Source organism: Cellulomonas rhizosphaerae, from assembly GCF_003470205.1.
Taxonomy (GTDB): Bacteria; Actinomycetota; Actinomycetes; order Actinomycetales; family Cellulomonadaceae; genus Cellulomonas; species Cellulomonas rhizosphaerae.
In genome coordinates this window covers 55,385-71,016 of the sequence record NZ_QWKP01000223.1, presented here as the reverse complement: position 1 = coordinate 71,016, position 15,632 = coordinate 55,385, and the positions used below count along the sequence as shown (strand labels likewise).

General features: G+C 73.3%; 17 protein-coding genes. 5 read left to right on the top strand and 12 right to left on the bottom strand.

The genetic code is table 11. From position 1 onward, the window contains the following. Window position 1: 1 nt before the first annotated feature. The gene (locus D1825_RS17490) at window positions 2–724 is read left to right on the top strand and encodes a M50 family metallopeptidase (protein ID WP_118768697.1); all 723 of its coding nucleotides are present in this window, start codon (window positions 2–4) and stop codon (window positions 722–724) included. Here the strand turns inward: D1825_RS17490 and D1825_RS17485 are convergent. After that, complete coding sequence (locus tag D1825_RS17485) at window positions 711–1,379, bottom strand: HNH endonuclease family protein (RefSeq protein ID WP_233549968.1); 669 nt, start codon at window positions 1,377–1,379, stop codon at window positions 711–713. The genes D1825_RS17490 and D1825_RS17485 overlap by 14 nt on opposite strands. Window positions 1,380–1,482: 103 nt before the next feature. Here D1825_RS17485 and D1825_RS17480 point away from each other — a divergent pair, with 103 nt between their 5' ends. Further along, window positions 1,483–2,220, top strand: coding sequence for an MIP/aquaporin family protein (locus D1825_RS17480; protein WP_118768695.1), 738 nt, complete (start codon window positions 1,483–1,485; stop codon window positions 2,218–2,220). Here the strand turns inward: D1825_RS17480 and D1825_RS17475 are convergent. Beyond that, on the bottom strand, window positions 2,209–2,655 hold the full coding sequence (locus tag D1825_RS17475; protein WP_118768694.1) for a nitroreductase family deazaflavin-dependent oxidoreductase: 447 nt from the start codon (window positions 2,653–2,655) through the stop codon (window positions 2,209–2,211). The two genes, D1825_RS17480 and D1825_RS17475, sit on opposite strands and share 12 nt — an antisense overlap. A gap of 209 nt (window positions 2,656–2,864) precedes the next feature. Between D1825_RS17475 and D1825_RS18340 the strand changes: the two genes are divergently transcribed. Beyond that, window positions 2,865–3,350 carry a hypothetical protein gene (locus D1825_RS18340; RefSeq protein ID WP_158580770.1) on the top strand — a complete coding sequence of 162 codons (486 nt, stop codon included), beginning with the start codon at window positions 2,865–2,867 and terminating at the stop codon, window positions 3,348–3,350. Between the two features lie 3 nt (window positions 3,351–3,353). Here D1825_RS18340 and D1825_RS17465 read toward each other — a convergent pair whose 3' ends face one another. The 9 genes from D1825_RS17465 to D1825_RS17425 all read right to left on the bottom strand — a co-directional run bounded on the left by D1825_RS17465 (window position 3,354) and on the right by D1825_RS17425 (window position 13,481). Then, the gene (locus tag D1825_RS17465) at window positions 3,354–3,773 is read right to left on the bottom strand and encodes a VOC family protein (RefSeq protein ID WP_118768693.1); all 420 of its coding nucleotides are present in this window, start codon (window positions 3,771–3,773) and stop codon (window positions 3,354–3,356) included. Window positions 3,774–3,787: 14 nt separating this feature from the next. Continuing rightward, complete coding sequence (locus D1825_RS17460; RefSeq protein WP_118768692.1) at window positions 3,788–4,480, bottom strand: uracil-DNA glycosylase; 693 nt, start codon at window positions 4,478–4,480, stop codon at window positions 3,788–3,790. Then, on the bottom strand, window positions 4,480–5,097 hold the full coding sequence (locus D1825_RS17455) for an L-threonylcarbamoyladenylate synthase (protein ID WP_118768691.1): 618 nt from the start codon (window positions 5,095–5,097) through the stop codon (window positions 4,480–4,482). The genes D1825_RS17460 and D1825_RS17455 overlap by 1 nt, the downstream gene beginning before the upstream one ends. A gap of 37 nt (window positions 5,098–5,134) precedes the next feature. Continuing rightward, on the bottom strand, window positions 5,135–7,183 hold the full coding sequence (locus tag D1825_RS17450; protein WP_118768690.1) for an elongation factor G: 2,049 nt from the start codon (window positions 7,181–7,183) through the stop codon (window positions 5,135–5,137). A gap of 158 nt (window positions 7,184–7,341) precedes the next feature. After that, window positions 7,342–8,331 (bottom strand): FKBP-type peptidyl-prolyl cis-trans isomerase, encoded by a 990-nt coding sequence (locus D1825_RS17445; RefSeq protein WP_118768778.1) that lies wholly within the window; start codon window positions 8,329–8,331, stop codon window positions 7,342–7,344. A 115-nt stretch (window positions 8,332–8,446) separates the two neighbouring features. Further along, the gene (locus D1825_RS17440) at window positions 8,447–12,022 is read right to left on the bottom strand and encodes a TM0106 family RecB-like putative nuclease (RefSeq protein WP_118768689.1); all 3,576 of its coding nucleotides are present in this window, start codon (window positions 12,020–12,022) and stop codon (window positions 8,447–8,449) included. Between the two features lie 42 nt (window positions 12,023–12,064). Beyond that, window positions 12,065–12,769, bottom strand: coding sequence for a DUF2786 domain-containing protein (locus D1825_RS17435; protein ID WP_118768688.1), 705 nt, complete (start codon window positions 12,767–12,769; stop codon window positions 12,065–12,067). Window positions 12,770–12,852: 83 nt separating this feature from the next. After that, complete coding sequence (locus tag D1825_RS17430; RefSeq protein WP_118768687.1) at window positions 12,853–13,236, bottom strand: type II toxin-antitoxin system VapC family toxin; 384 nt, start codon at window positions 13,234–13,236, stop codon at window positions 12,853–12,855. Continuing rightward, entirely contained in the window at window positions 13,233–13,481 is a 249-nt protein-coding gene (locus D1825_RS17425; protein ID WP_118768686.1) for a type II toxin-antitoxin system Phd/YefM family antitoxin, read from the bottom strand. Before D1825_RS17425 ends, D1825_RS17430 begins: the two co-directional genes overlap by 4 nt. Before the next feature lie 203 nt (window positions 13,482–13,684). On the opposite strand from D1825_RS17425, the gene D1825_RS17420 reads away from it, so the two are divergent. Together D1825_RS17420 and D1825_RS17415 are read left to right on the top strand one after the other, a co-directional pair. After that, entirely contained in the window at window positions 13,685–14,755 is a 1,071-nt protein-coding gene (locus D1825_RS17420; protein ID WP_118768685.1) for a Gfo/Idh/MocA family protein, read from the top strand. Further along, window positions 14,755–15,375: a YgjV family protein gene (locus D1825_RS17415; RefSeq protein WP_118768777.1), complete on the top strand. Its 621-nt coding sequence runs from the start codon at window positions 14,755–14,757 to the stop codon at window positions 15,373–15,375. Before D1825_RS17420 ends, D1825_RS17415 begins: the two co-directional genes overlap by 1 nt. On the opposite strand, the gene D1825_RS17410 is transcribed toward D1825_RS17415, so the two are convergent. Beyond that, complete coding sequence (locus tag D1825_RS17410) at window positions 15,372–15,632, bottom strand: helix-turn-helix domain-containing protein (RefSeq protein ID WP_118768684.1); 261 nt, start codon at window positions 15,630–15,632, stop codon at window positions 15,372–15,374. The two genes, D1825_RS17415 and D1825_RS17410, sit on opposite strands and share 4 nt — an antisense overlap.

Here is a 15,632-nt window from a genome sequence, read left to right as displayed (position 1 = left end):
GGTGGACTGGCTCTCCGACGTCTGGCACGACGTCACGAACCCCCAGCCCGCGCCCTCGACCACCGCAACGCTCATCACGGCCGCGGTCGTGCTCGCGTGCCTGGTGATCCCCTCGGTCTGGCACATCGCCCGGCACGCGCTGACGATCGTCCACGAGGCCGCGCACGCGTTCGTGGCGGTGCTCGTCGGGCGACGCCTGTCCGGCATCCGCGTGCACTCGGACACCTCCGGCTTGACGGTCTCGGTCGGCAAGCCGCGCGGCCCGGGCATGGTCGCCACGGCCGCTGCCGGGTACCCGGGCCCGGCGATCGTCGGGCTCGGTGCGGCCTGGTTCCTCTCGCTCGGCTACACGGTCGGGGTGCTGTGGGCGCTGCTCGTGCTCGTCGTGCTCGTGCTCGTCCAGATCCGCAACTGGTACGGGCTGTGGGCCGTGCTCGTCAGCGGCGCGGTCCTCGTCGCGGTCACCGTGTGGGGATCGTCTGACGTGCAGGGCATCACCACGCACGCCGTGACCTGGTTCCTGCTGCTGGGTGCGCCGCGCGCGGTGCTGGAGATGCAGTCGCAGCGCCGTGGCCTGCGCCGCAGCGGCCGGCAGGACACGTCGGACGCGGGTTCGCTCGGTCGCCTCACCCATCTGCCGGGCGGGTTCTGGGTCGCCGTGCTCCTGCTCGTCTGCCTGGGCGCCCTGGCGCTCGGCGGCTGGTGGCTGCTCAGCGCCCGATGACGCACCGGCCGAGCTCGCGCGCGAGCGCCGACCGCTCGTCGGGCGTGACCCACAGCCCGTAGGCCGCCTTCACGCGCACCTGCCGCAGGACGTACACGCACCGGTAGCCGACCGACGGCGGCAGCCAGGCGGACGCGTCGGACGCGCCCTTGTCCTGGTTGGCGCCGCCGTCGACGGCGAGCAGGTTCGCCGGGTCGTTGGCGAACGAGCGTCGTCGGGCCGCGCTCCACGAGGCCGCGCCGGTCTGCCACGCGTCGGCGAGCGCGACCACGTGGTCGATCTGCACCGCGGCGGAGCCTGAACCGCGCGCGAAGGCGATCCGCGTGCCGGTGTACGGGTCGTCGAGCGTGCCGCGCAGCACGACGCACTCCTCGACGACGGGCGCGGTCAGGTCGCGGGCTAGGACGTCGTTACGGGTGTCGCAGCCGTTGTGGTCCTCGTCGCCCCACGCTGCCCCGAACTGCGCGCGCTCGTACCCGTCGGACGACGCTGGCGCGCGCACGGGCAGCGCGGTGAGCGCGGCCCGGGCGTCGGCGAGGTCGGCCGCGGCGACGGGGAACTGCGCGGCCGCGCGCGTGCGCAGCCACCACGGGCCGCCGAGCCCGACGACGAGGCAGCAGGCGAGCAGCCCGGCCCACACCCAGCGCGCTCGCACCCTCCGACCATGCCGCGCGCGCTCGGCCGCGGGAGCCGCGGATCCACCTGTGGTCGGCTCAAGGTCCTGGTCGGGCCGCCGTCGACCTGACAGGCTGACCTGCATGGACCCGTCCTACGACCTGTGGACCCGAGTCGCCTGCGAGTTCATCGGGACGGCGATCCTCATCATCCTCGGCAACGGCACGGTCGCGAACGTGCACCTCAAGGGGTCCAAGGGCTACGGCGGCGGCTGGTCGCTCATCGCGATGGGCTACGGGTTCGGGGTGATGATCCCGGCCGTGATGTTCGGCGGCATCAGCGGCAACCACATCAACCCGGCGTTCACGATCGGCCTGGCCACCTGGGGCCTGTTCCCGTGGTCGGAGGTCGCGCCGTACGTCGTCGCGCAGCTGCTCGGCGCGATGGCGGGGCAGACCGCCATCGTCCTGACGCACAAGCCGTACTACGACCGGACGACGAGCACCGACGACGTGCTCGCCACGTTCTCGACGATCAACGCCGCGCACTCACGCGTCAACGGCTTCGCCAACGAGCTGCTCGGGTCGGTCGTGCTGTTCTCGTGCGCACTCGCGCTCGTGCACTCCCCGCTGACCGCGACCGAGCCCGGCGTCGCGCACGTCGCGATCGGCTTCCTGGTCTGGGGCCTGGTCGCCGGGCTGGGCGGACCCACGGGTCCGGCGCTCAACCCGGCGCGCGACCTCGGTCCCCGCATCGTGCACGCGTTGTTCCCGCTCAAGCACAAGGGCGGGTCGGACTTCCGGTACGGCTGGGTGCCGGTCGTCGCGCCGCTCGTGGCGGGCGTGATCGGCGTCGGCGGATGGAAGCTGCTACTCGGCTGACTCGACCGGCGTCAGGACGAACACCGGGATGAGCCGGTCCGTCTTGGTCTGGTAGCTCGCGTAGTCCGGCCAGCTCGCCACCGAGCGGGCCCACCACTCGTCACGCTCGGCACCGGAGGCCTCGTGCGCGACGTAGTCCCGCTTGTCTGCGCCGTCCTGCAGCTCGACCAGCGGGTTCGCGACGAGGTTGTGGTACCAGAGCGGGTGCTCGGGCGCTCCGCCCTTCGAGGCGACGACGGCGTACGAGCCCTCGTGCTCGACGCGCATCAGTGCGGTCTTGCGGAGCTTGCCGCTCGTGGCGCCGAGCGTCGTGAGGACGATGATCGGCACGCCGCGCATCGTGTTGGCCTCGCGGCCGTCAGTCGCCTCGTAGGTCTCGGCCTGCGTGCGGGCGTGCTCGGACGTGCTCGGTGCGTACTCTCCGGTCAGCGGCATGACCTGGAGAACGAATCGCCCGGGGCATGCATTCCCGTCAAGCCCGCGACCGAGCGTGCCGATGGATGCGCATGCGATTCAACCCACCCCCGAACTGGCCTGCACCTCCCGAGGGTTGGGTCCCTCCTGCCGGCTGGACGCCGGACCCCTCGCTGCCGCCCCCGCCCCCGGGCTGGCGGCTGTGGATCGAGGGTGAGCCCCTGGCCGCCGTGACCGAGACCGACCACCAGCGCAAGCACGCGGTCCGCTCGTTCTGGATCGGCATCGCGTTCTTCGTCGCGAGCTCGGTGGCGATCTACATCGCGTCCCGCAACGGTGGCGGCGTGATCTGGTACGGCGGTCTGATCGTCGGCATCGCCTCTCTCGTGCGGGCTGTCATGAGCTACCGCGCCTCGCGCGCGTCCGGCGGTCCGGCACTGACGAGCCGGGCGATGGCGGTCGTCGGGATCGCGCTGCTCGTCAGCGTGGTCGCAGGAGGCGTCGCCGCGAGCTCGTGGGTGGAGTCCGAGAACGTGACCGCGACCGTCGGCTCGTGCTGGAAGCTCGACGGGGACCAGGCCGTGGCCGTGCCGTGCTCGGCATCGCACTCCTACCGGGCGATCGCCGAGGTCACGGACGAGGCCCAGTGCCCGCAGGAGTACATCGGCACGGTCGAGGGCGACGCCGGCAAGCTCCTGTGCATGGTCGACGACTGACGACTACGCCGTGGGGTGCATCCACGGCGTGTAGGTGACGCCGACGAGCAGACCCTCGGGGCTCTGCAGGCGGGCGGTCGTCTGCCCCCACGGCTCCTCGGCCGCACCCTTGAGGATCGTGTGTCCGGCGGCGGTGAGCTCGGCGACCGCGTCGGCAACCGCCGCCGGCGAGGGGACGTCGAACTCGACCCACGCCTGCGGGACGGGCACGTCGTCGGGCCACGCAGGCGTGCCGAACGTCGACTCGGCGGCGGCCTCGAGCGGCCACAGGGCGAACGCCTTGACGCCCTCGAGGTCGTCGTTGGTCAGGTAGCCGGGGACGGGTTCCTGGAGCTCGATGCCGAGCCCGCCCTCGGACCAGAAGGAGCGGGCGGACGCGTCGCGCGTGATGGGGCCGAAGCCGGCCACGAAGGAGATGTCCATCGCGCCAGCGTCCCTCAGACCTCCGACAGCGCGCGAGCGCGCAGCAGCACCGCGTCGAGCATGTCCGGGGTGAGGCGACCCGTGAAGGTGTTCTGCTGGCTGACGTGGAAGCAGCCCAGCAGCGTGAGGCTCGTCGTGCCGCGCGTGACCACGAGCTCGACGCCGTGCCCGAACGCGGGGCGCGGCCTCGGCACGTCCCAGCCGAGGTCGCGCAGGGTCGCCAGCAGCGCCTGCCAGCCGAAGCCGCCGAGCACGACGACGACCGCCGGGTCGACGATCTCGAGCTCGCGCGCGAGGAACGGCGCGCACGTGCGGCGCTCGTCGGGCGTGGGTGCGTTGTCCGGCGGGGCGCACCGCACGGGGGCGGTCGCGCGGATGTCGGTCAGGGTCAGGCCGTCGCCGATGCGGGTCGAGGTCGCCTGCGAGGCGAAGCCGGTGCGGTGCATCGCGGCGAACAGGAAGTCGCCCGACCGGTCGCCCGTGAACATCCGGCCCGTGCGGTTCGCGCCGTGGGCGGCCGGCGCGAGCCCGACGACGAGCACGCGCGCGTGCGGCTCGCCGAAGCCCGGCACGGGCCGCGCCCAGTAGGTCTCGTCGCGGAAGGCCGCCCGGCGCACCCGGCCGACCTCCTCGCGCCACGCGACCAGGCGCGGGCACGCGCGGCACGCGACGACCTCGGCGTCGAGGTCGGCCAGCGCGTCGGGCATCAGAAGCGCTCGGGGTCGCCCGCTCCGACGCGCACCACCTCGGGCGTGCCGTCGGTCCAGTCGACCACGGTCGTCGGCGCCGTCCCGCAGTCACCGGCGTCGACGACCGCGTCGAGCTCGTTGTCGAGCTCCTCCTTGATCTGCCAGCCCTCGGTCATCGGCCAGTCGTGGCCCGGCATGAGCAGCGTGCTGGACAGCAGGGGCTCGCCGAGCTCGCGCAGGATCGCGGAGACCACCGGGTGGTTCGGGATGCGCACGCCGACGGACCGCTTCTTGGCATGAGCCAGCCGCCGCGGCACCTCCGGGGTGGCGAGCAGGATGAACGTGTACGGCCCGGGCGTCGCGGCCTTGATCGCGCGGAAGGCGCTGTTGTCGAGGTGCACGAGCTGGCCGAGCTGGGCGAAGTCCGCGCACACGAGCGTGAAGTGGTGCCGGTCGTCGAGGTGGCGGATCTTGCGGATCCGCTCGGCGCCCTCGTGGTTGTCGATCCGGGTGCCCAGCGCGTAGCAGGAGTCCGTGGGGTAGGCGATGACGCCGTCCTTGCGCAGGATGTCGACGACCTGGGCGATGGACCGCGGCTGGGGGTTCTCGGGGTGGACGTCCAGGTAGCGCGCCATGCTGCGAGCGTACGAGGCCCGGGCCGTGATCGCGCGATCAGGCTCTGGCGGTCACGTGGTCCGGGCAGGGCTCGTCGTGGTCGGGCCGGATCGTCAGGTCCGCGCGGCCGCCCGTGATCGAGCGCAGGTCCAGCACGTAGCGGCCCAGCTCGGCCTCGGGCACGAACGCCTCGACGCGGACGAGGCCGTCCTCGAGCGTCGTCGTCGCGGTGATGTGCCCGCGCCGGGCGGACAGGTCGCCCATCACGTCGCCCTGGGAGTGCGCGGGTACGACGACGTCCACGTGGCACACCGGCTCGAGCACGACCGTGCCCGCGTCGGCGAGCGCCTCCCGGAGACCGGTCGCGCCGGCGGTGCGGAACGCCATGTCGGACGAGTCGACCGAGTGCGCGCGCCCGTCGACCACCTCGACGCGCAGGTCGACCACCGGGTACCCGTGCGGCCCGCCGCCCGCCATCGCGTCGGCCACGCCGCGCTGCACCGCGGGCAGGTAGCCGCGCGGGATCGCGCCCCCGACCACCTTGTCGACGAAGTCGAGACCCGACCCGGCGGGCAGCGGCGAGACCCGGAGCTGGACCACCGCGTACTGCCCGTGGCCGCCGGACTGCTTCTTGACCCGGCCCTCGGCGGTCGCCTCCCGGCGGATCGTCTCGCGGTAGCCGATCGGCACGGGCGCGGTGCTCACGTGCACGCCGAACACGCGGGTCAGCCGCTCGAGCGCGACCGCGAGGTGCGTCTCGCCGAGCCCGCGCAGCACGGTCCGCTCCGACGCGCGGTCGACGACCAGCGTCGGGTCCTCGGCCACGAGCCGGGCCAGGGCGGCCGAGAGCCGGTCGTCGTCCGACTGCGTGACCGGCTCGAGCGCGAGGCCGTACACGCTGGCCCGCTCGCGCGCCGGTGCCGCGGTCATCGACGCACCCGGGCCGTGCCGCTCGGCCAGCAGGCTGTGCGACGGGGTGCCCGCCAGCTTGGCGACGGCGACCACCTCGCCGGCCTGGGCCCGCTCGACGACCAGGTGCTCCTTGCCGCGCACGCGGAACAGCCCGGGCACGCGCTCGTCGGCGTGCGTCGCGGTGTTGACGAGCCGGTCGCCCGGGCGCAGCGTCCCGGACAGCACGCGCAGCACCGTGACCTGCCCGACGAAGGGGTCGGCGACCGTGCGGAAGGCGTGCGCCAGCAGCGGCCCGTCGGGATCGGGGGCGACCTCGACGACCGTCGACCCCGCCCGCACGCGCGCGGTCCGCTCCGCCGGGGACGGGCCGAGCTCGCACACGAGGTCCGCGAGGCGGTCCACGCCGACGCCCGTCAGGCCGCTCGCGACCAGCACCGGGAAGGCCTCGAGGTCGCGCACCTCGTGGGCGAGCGTTCGACCGAGGTCCGCGGGTGTCGGCACCTCCCCCGCGAGGTAGCGCTCGAGCTGGTCGTCGTCGTGCGCCACGATCTCCTCGGTGACCTCGTCGTGCAGGCGGTGCTCCTCGTCTGCGACCTGCTCCGGCAGCGCCTCGTCGTGGTGCCGCCCCGCCTCGTCGTACTCCAGCCCCTGCTCCGTGAGCACGTCGGCGATGCCGTGGAACGCCTGCTCCTCGCCGAGCGGAAGCTCGAGCGCCACGAACCCGTCGCCGAGCTCCGCCCGCAGCTCGGCCAGCACGCGGCGGAAGTCCGCGCGCGGCTTGTCCTCCTTGGTGACGACGACCAGCCGCGGCACGTCCTGCGCCGCCCGCCACGCCGCGTAGGTCCCGGCCTGCACGCCGTCGACGGCGCTGACGACGAGCACCGCGAGGTCCGCCGCGCTCAGGGCCGCGTCGACCGCGCCGGCGAAGTCGGCCGTGCCCGGGGTGTCGAGGAGCGTGACCTCGTAGTCCTGCCCGTCCGGGGTCGTCCACGTGAAGGGCGCGATGCCCAGGCTCAGGGACACGCCGCGGGCGATCTCCTCGGGCTCGTGGTCGCTCACCGTCGAGCCGTCCTCGACGCGGCCCGGCCGGGTGAGCACGCCCGCGCGGTGCAGCAGTGCCTCGACGAGCGTCGTCTTGCCGACGGCTGCCGCGCCGACGAGGGCCACGGTGCGGATCCTCGGCGTCGTCGCCATGCTCGTCTCCCGGTCGCTCGCCGGCAGCCGGCGGACGCGCCGCCGTCGGCCCTCGCCTCACCCTAGCGAGCGGAGCCGGGCATGCGAACGGCCCGCGGCCCACCAGTTCGGGGTGGGACGCGGGCCGTCAGCTTCTGCGCTACGTCAGCTGGCGTTCGTCAGCTGGCGTCGAGGATGTCCACGACGAAGACGAGCGTCGAGTTCGCGGGGATCGAGCCCGACGCCTGTTCGCCGTAGCCCTTGTCCGGCGGCACGACCAGCAGGACCTGGCTGCCGACGGTCTGGCCGACGAGGCCCTCGTTCCAACCGGCGATGACCTGGCCCTCGCCGATGTTGGCGACGTCGTAGGTGTCCGGCGTGCGGGACCAGGACGAGTCGAACGCGGTGCCGTCCCAGAGCCAGCCCGAGTACTTCACGGTGACCGTCTGGCCCTTCTTGACCTCCGCGCCCTTGCCCTTGATGAGCGGCTGGGCGACGAGCGTGGTCGGCGCCTTCTCGGTCGAGGGCTCGATGGTCGGCTCGCCCTTGTCGCTGAGCGTGACGGTCGGCAGGCCGGCCTCGGGGGCGACGGCGTCGCCCTCGGCGCGGGTCGGGATCGTCTTGGCGCCGACGACCTCGAGCGCGAAGACCTGGGTCGCCGCGGGGGTCGTCGCCGTGGCGGCCGACGGGGCGGCGAACGTCAGGCGGACGCCCACGTGGGTGCCCTTGAGCGCGGCGTCGAGGTCGGGGATCTGCGTCGCGCCCGCGGTGAACGACTCGGCGCTGTCGGGGTAGCTCGACTGCAGGACCGAGCCGTCCGCACCCGAGATCGCGACGATCTGCACGCTGAGGTGCTGGCCGTCCTCGATCGCGTCGCCGTCACCGTCCTTGACGACGTTCACGACGAGACCGCCCACGGAGAACGGCTTCTCGGGGAGCGTGACCTTGGGCTCCTTGCCGGCGTCACCCACGACCGTGATCTTCTTGACCGACGCGATGTCGGCGGCGCTCGCGGTCGCGGTCGTCGGCTGCGGGGAGCTGCTCGACGAGGCGGACGGCGACGCGGTCGACCCGTCACCGGAGTCGGTGCCGCACGCGGCGAGCGTGGCGGCCAGGGTCAGGGCGAGTGCACCGGCGGCCAGGCCGCGGGCTCGTGTCGTGCTGCGCACGAGGTACTCCGTCGTTTCGGGGGCTCCACCCCGGGCGACGAGGCGGCGGACCACGGAACCGTACGCGATGAACCTGGACGTGCGCTGAGCGAGCCGCATGATGACGCCGCTCGCCTCAGTCCGGCGGGGTTCCCAGGCCGAGGAACGCGCCGAGCTCGGCGAGCTGCTCGGGGCGCGAGGGGAGGTAGTCCGTGAGGGTGCGCGAGCGGACGACGATCGCGCACCACTGCGCCCGGGAGATCGCCACGTTGACGCGGTTGCGGTTGATGAGGAACTCCATGCCGCGGGGCACGTCGTCGGGCGACGACGCCGCGGTCGTCAGCAGCGCGACGGGTGCCTCCTGCCCCTGGAACTTGTCGACCGTGCCCACGCGGGTCCCCTGCAGACCGGCGGCGTCGAGGGCCTTCCGGACGGTCGAGACCTGCGCGTTGTAGGGCGCGACGACGAGCACGTCCGCGCTGGTCAGCGGCCGGTCCGTGCCGTCGGCGGGGTCGCGCCAGCGGCGGCCTACGACGGCCCGGACCTGCTCGACCACGACGGTCGCCTCGGCCGCCGAGCTCACCGCGTCGCCCTCGTGGTCGACCAGCAGCACCCGGACCCCGGGCGTGATGCCGTCGAGGTCCCGGTCGGCGGTCTGCGGCACGCAGGTCAGCCGGTCCTCGTAGGACAGCCGGCTCACGGCCGCCGTGAGGTCGGGGTGCATGCGCCACGTGCGGTCGAGGAAGTAGCCGAGCTCGTCGGGCAGGGTGTCGTGCCCGTCCGCGAGCCACCCGAGCGCCGAACGGTCCACCGGGAACGGGTGCGACCCCTGGCTGACCTGCGGCAGCTGCTGCGGGTCCCCGAGCAGCATGAGGTTGCGCGCGATCCCCGAGACGGCGACCACGTTGGCGAGCGCGAACTGGCCGGCCTCGTCCACGACGAGCAGGTCGAAGGGTTCGTCGGGCATCCGCTTGGCGTTGACGAAGTCCCAGGTCGTGCCGCCGACGACGTACCCGCCGCCGGTCACCGAGGCGTAGAACGCGCCGTAGTCCCTGTCGTTCGGGACCGGGCGCCAGGGCAGGTCGGCGTCCTTGTCCTTGTTCCGCTTCGCGATGCGCTCGGGCGGGAAGCCCGCGGCGATCACGGACTGGAGCATGTTCGCGACCACGGCGTGCGACTGCGCGACGACGCCGATGCGCCAGCCCTGCATCGCGAGCTGCGCGATCACGTGGCCGCCCGTGTAGGTCTTGCCGGTCCCGGGCGGGCCCTGCACCGCGAGGTAGGAGTGGTCGAGGTCCAGGACTGCGTCGGTGATCGCCTCGGTGGTGCCCTGCGGGCCGTCCGGCCGGGGCAGGGGCAGACCCGACCTCGTGCGTGGCGGGACGCGGCGCAGGATGTCGAGGGCCGCGTGCTGCGGCAGGCGCGGGAGGCCGCTCGCTACCGTGGTCGCGAGCTCGCGGATCGCGGCGGCGATGTTGTCGGTCACGGGCGGCCGCCCGGGGGTCAGGCCCATGGGCAGGTCGTCGCCCTGCTCGGCGGTCGCGTCGATCGTCTCGCGGACGGTCACGACGTCCCACGACCCGCCGGGTGCGTCGTCGTCCTCGACGGTCTCGACGCTCAGCACCTCGGAGCCCGTCGCGCCGCGCAGCCCGTTGTGCGGGATCGTCGTGAACGACGGCGGCGCGTCGTACAGGACGAACGGCTTCGCGCCGGCCCTGATCTCGCTCCCGGGCTCGAGCGTCCCGCGGAGCCGCAGCTCGCGGCGGGGGCGCTTCGCCTTGGGGGTGACGTGCCAGTCGGCGACCACGTCGACCGGCCCCGTGACCAGCAGCGTCGAGCGGGCGTCGGACCACTCGTCGACCGGGTCGCGGAAGCGGGCGAAGTGGGCCCACCAGAACGGCTTGTCGTCGCGCTGGTGGTAGGCGAGGCACGCGCCCAGCAGCTCGAGCGCGTGCGCGTCGCGCTCGCGGGCGGCGGCCTCGTCGGTTGCTTCGTCGGTCGGCACCACGGCCCGCAGCGCCGCGGCACCCTCGCGCAACCGGACTTCGAGCTCGTCGACCTCCGGCCCTGCGCCGTCGCCTTTGTCGCCTCCGCCGGCGCCCGGCCCGGCCGCGCCGTCGTCCGCCGACCCCGAGCCGCCGACCTGCTCGAGCAGGAAGTCGCGCAGCCGCAGCGTCGAGACGCAGTCGTACTCGTTGTAGTCGGCGATCTCGCCGAGCCGCCGCTGCCACTCCTCGTCGTGCCCGGCATCGCGCTCGGCGCACGCCTCGGCGTACTCGACGATCGACGCGGCCGCGTTGGTCACGTCGCTCTCGCGCAGGTGGTCGCCCATGTAGAGCGGCTCGAGCTTCTTCAGCGAGTAGGACGCGGCGCCCACCCGCAGCGAGTGGCGCACGGTCGCGTACAGGTCGACGAGCAGACCGTCCTTCGCCCACTGGTCGATGACCTCCTCGTACACCCCGTGCCGGCCCGCGAGGCGGTGCAGGGCCGTCTTCTCGTACGGCGCGTAGTGGTAGACGTGCAGGTCAGGGTGCCGCGCGAGCCGCGACTGCACATAGTTGACGAACGCGACCAGGGCGGCTCGCTCCTGCACGCGGTCGTGCGCCCAGAAGGGTACGAACCCTGGGTCGGCATCGCCGACCGGAGCCTCGACCACCCCGAACAGGTACTCGAGCCCCCAGTCCGCGGGCGAGTCGGCGGGGACGGAGTCGTCGGTCCACAGGGGGTCGCCCTCGAAGTCGAAGAAGATGTCGCCCGCGCTCGGCGCCGGCAGCGCGACGATCGCCGCGGGGTCCACGACCTCGAACGCCAGCGGCGCGCCGTCGGCGACCTCACGCGTGACGCCGCCCGGCCCGACCTGGAGGCGGGCCTGCAGCCGCAGCTTGCCGAGCGTCGCGCCGCTCAGGCCGTCGACCGGCTCGGTGGACGCCGCGAGCGCGTCGATGGTCTCGATGCCCGCGTCCGCGAGCCGGGCGCGCTGGGTCTTGCGCATGTCCGCGACCAGGAGCACGTCGCGGTGCGCGGCGACCTCCGGTGCGCACACGTCGCACGTCCCGCAGGCGGCGTACCGCTCGTCGCGCCACCGCAGGGGCGAGTCGTCCGCCCGCCGCTCCGCGAGCAGTGCCTCGAGCCGCGCCCGACGGTCCCGGTACACGGGCAGCAGGTCCGCGAGGCGGTGGCTCGAGACCTTCCGGTCGCCGAGCACCAGGTGGACCTCGTCGGCGGTCGGGACGCCTACGCGCACCAGCTGGTCCGCGTACGCGGCGAGCTGGACCAGCGCCGTGGTCTTGGCGCTGCGGGCCAGCTTGGTGTCGTGCACGGCGTAGCGGTCGTCGGGCTGCCGGACGACGAAGTCCGCCCAGCCGCTGAACGTGCCGTCGAAGAACCCGGCCTGGTAGACGACCGGCGCGCCGGACCGCAGCGCCGCGAGGGTCCGCTTTTGGACTTCGACCAGTGTGGCCCGCTCGGTCGCGTGCTCCCACGTCGGCCGGGCGATCTGGACCACGCGGGGCCCGTACCCGGCGAGCACCTGCTGCTCGTGCACCTGGCCGAGGGTGGAGACCCGCGCGAGCATCGCGTCAGCCTCGAGCTGGACGGCCGGGGCTCGGCCCAGGCGCGCGTCGAGCGCGCGCACGACCGCGAACTCGCAGGTCGCGGCGTGGGTGAGGTCGCTGGGGCTCAGGACGAGCCCGCCGTCATCGAGGAGGAACACACCGCGACCGTATCGGCGCCCACCGACGCGCGGCTCGAGCCGTCACGCCCCCAGCGCCCTCGTCGTCGACGGGTCGACCTTGCGGCCCGAGACAGCGATGTCGGCCCGGGCGCCGGCGGCCGCCCCGGCCGACCAGCCCGCCCCGCTCAGCCGACGCCGGGACGTGCGCACCTGCGGGAAGGCCTGCGCGAGCGCCGAGTCGACCCGTGCGTCGCGCGCGGCCACGACCAGCGCGCTCGACGTCCCTTCGGCCTCGGCCTCGGTCAGCACCTCGGCGTAGAACGCGGTGAGCCGGTCCGCCACGACGATCGTGAACCCCGCCGCGAACGCCCGCTTGTCGCTGGCCGTCCCGCCGTGCGCGTACATCTCGGCGAGCATCTGCGGCTCCAGGGAGTCGGCGAGCACGGCGGCCATCGACATGTCCGACGCGAACCCGAACGCCACGTGCTCGGTCGCGCCGCCGCGTCGCACCCGCAGCGAGCGGCAGCCGAACGCCCCGTAGACGGCCGAGCGCAGCGCGAGCCGGTCCAGCACCCACGAGCCGACGATCTCCGTGTCGGTCCGGACCGGCTCGTGCGCCTCCTCGCGCGTCATCCGCACGCTCGCCTCGTCGATGCTGTGCCGGAGCATGAGCTTCTCCGCGCGGCTGCGGGCGAGCTCACGCTCGGCCTCGTGCGGTGAGCCCCCGTCGGCGATGGCCAGCAGCGTGCGGATCAGGGCCTGCGTCTGGTCGAACGTCTTGGGCATGGGTACTCCTCAGATCTGCGAGGCATCACGGAAGGAGACGGGTGTGACACCCGCCCCGGGGTGATCGGGATGTGCGGCGACCGTCAGGACGCCGGGATCACCTCGACGATCCCCTCGAGCCCGACGAAGTCGACGGTGTTGCGTGTGATGAGCGCTGCGCCGTGCGCGTGCGCGGTGGCGGCGATCAGCAGGTCGAGCGAGCGGGCCCGCGGTTGCCGGCCGGTCGCGACGACCGCTGCGGAGACGAGCCCGAAGCTCGAGGCCACCTCCGCGTCGACAGGGAGTGGGTCGAAGCGTCGCTCGACGAAGCTCAGGACGCGCAGCCGTCGTGCACGCTCGGCGGTGCCGTCCGCGACGAGGATGCCGAACTGCAGCTCCGCGAGGCTGACGACGCTGATGGCGAGCTCTGCGTCGATGGCGTCGAGCCCACCGTCGATCAGCACGTTGGTGTCGAGGATGACCCTCATGTGGAGGCGAACGGGTCGCGCAGGCTGTGGTCGAGCAGCTCGCTCGCAGCGCGGAGGCCGTCGTCGGCCTCGCGACCGAACAGGTCCGCGACCTCGTCGTAGTGCACCCAGGTCCGACGGCCCAGCGGGGACAGCTCAGCGACCTCGCGCCCGTTGACCGAGACGCGCAGGCGCTCACCGGCCTCGACGCGACGAAGCACCGCACTCGCGTTCTGCCGCAGCTCCCGCACCCCCACGACGTCCATGGAGAACGACGGTAGCACTTGTGCTACATCCGGGTCTCGCGCTCGAGTTCTCATCACCCGAGCCTGCCTTGAAGGTCGGTCCTCGCAGGCGGGGGGTGGACGAGTCTGTGGACGACGGGGCTCGGACCGGGGGCTGTGGTCGGTTCGACGGCGGCCGGCGGATAGCCTCGCGGGACAGGTACGACCGACGACGAGGACGGTTCATGGCTCCCATCAGGTTCGGCGTGGTCGGCAGCGGCTGGCGCGCAGAGTTCTTCGTGCGGATGGCGCGGCTGCTGCCCGAGCAGTTCGCGTGCGTCGGCGTGGTCACGCGCACCGCCGAGCGCGGCGCGGAGGTGGAGCGCGCGTGGGGGGTGCCGACCGTGCGCACCGCGGCGGAGCTGGCGGCGCCCGAGCTCGTCGTCGTCGCGACGCCGTGGCCGGTCACGCCCGAGGCTGTTCGCGAGCTGGTCGCGCGCGGCGTGCCGGTCCTGGCCGAGACGCCGCCCGCCCCGGACGCCGACGGCCTGCGCGCGCTGTGGGGAGACGTGGGCACGTCGGGGCTCGTGCAGGTCGCCGAGCACAGCCCGTTCATGCCTGCGCACGCCGCGCGGATCGCGGCCGTCCACGGCGGGATCATCGGCGAGGCGAGCAGCGTACAGATCTCGTCGACGCATCTGTACCACGCGGTCGGGCTCATCCGCCGGATCCTCAGCGTGGGCTTCGACGGGGTCACGGTGCGCGCGACGACGACCACCGAGCGGCTCGTCGACCCGGTCGGGCGAGACGGCTTCACGGGGGCCAGGGAGGCGCGCAACGCGTGGAACATCCTCGCGACGCTGGACTTCGGCCACGGCCGCCGCGCGCTGTACGACTTCACCGACAACCAGTGGCACAACCCGCTGCGCACCAACCGCATCGTGGTCCGCGGCTCGCACGGCGAGATCGTCGACGACGCGGTCACCCGCTGGGTCGACGAACGGACGATCCTCACATCGACGATCAACCGCCGTGTCTCCGGCCTCGAGCAGAACCTCGACGGATTCGACCTCGAGCACCTCAGCCTCGACGGCCGCGTCCTGTACCGCAACGAGTTCCACGGCGCCCGGCTCGCGGACGACGACCTCGCCGTGGCCGGACTGCTCCAGGCGACCGGCGCGTGGGTGCGCGGCGAGGCCGACCAGCCCTACCCGCTCGCGGACGGCTGCCAGGACCACCTGCTGGGCCTCGCGATCGAGGAGGCCGGCCGCACCGGCGCGCCGGTCATCACCGCACGAGAGGCATGGGCCGACTGATGTCCTGGTTCGACCTGCTCGGCTGGGTCGGCTCGATCCTGGTGATCCTGAGCCTCATGCAGGCGCGCGTGCTGCGGTTCCGCTGGATGAACCTCGTCGGCGCGGCCCTCGCCACGGGCTACAACGCGGCGATCGGCGTGTGGCCGTTCGCGGTGATGAACGGCGTCATCACGATCATCGACATCTACTGGGTGATCCGCCTGCAGCGCGAGCGCAACGACGACGTCACCTACGAGGTCATCGAGGTCGGGACCGACGACGCCCTGTGGCGGCACATCCTCGCCGTGCACCGCGACGACATCGCCACGTTCCAGCCGGACACCCTCGACCCGGTGGGCGACGACCGCTCGGTGTGGGTGGTCGCGCGCCAGGACGAGGCCGTCGGGATGGTCGTCGTGCGAGACGCCGGCAACGGCGTGGGCCGTGTCGAGATCGACTACGTGACGCCGCGCTTCCGCGACTTCACGCCCGGGCAGTACGTCTACCAGCGCAGCGGGGTGTTCGCCGCGAAGGGCTTCGCGACCCTGGAGCACGGCGACAACGCCAAGGCGCGGACGTACCTCACGAAGGTCGGCTTTCACCGCGAGGGCGAGGTCTGGACCCGTCCGGTCGCCGCCTAGGAGGCGAGCCTCGCCGGTGCGCTGATATCCGCCCAGACCGCGTCGAGCGAGAGGCCCAGGACGGCCGCGATCGCCGCGATCGTCGGGAACGCGGGAGTCGCCACGCGGCCGGACTCGATCTTGCGCAGCGTCTCCGGCGAGATCCCGGCGTCGAGCGCGGTGTCGAGGATCGAACGGTCCCCGCGGGCCTGGCGCAGCAGGGCGCCCAGGCGCTGGCCGCGCTCGAGCTCGGCGGGGGTGAGCGGGAGTCGAACCAT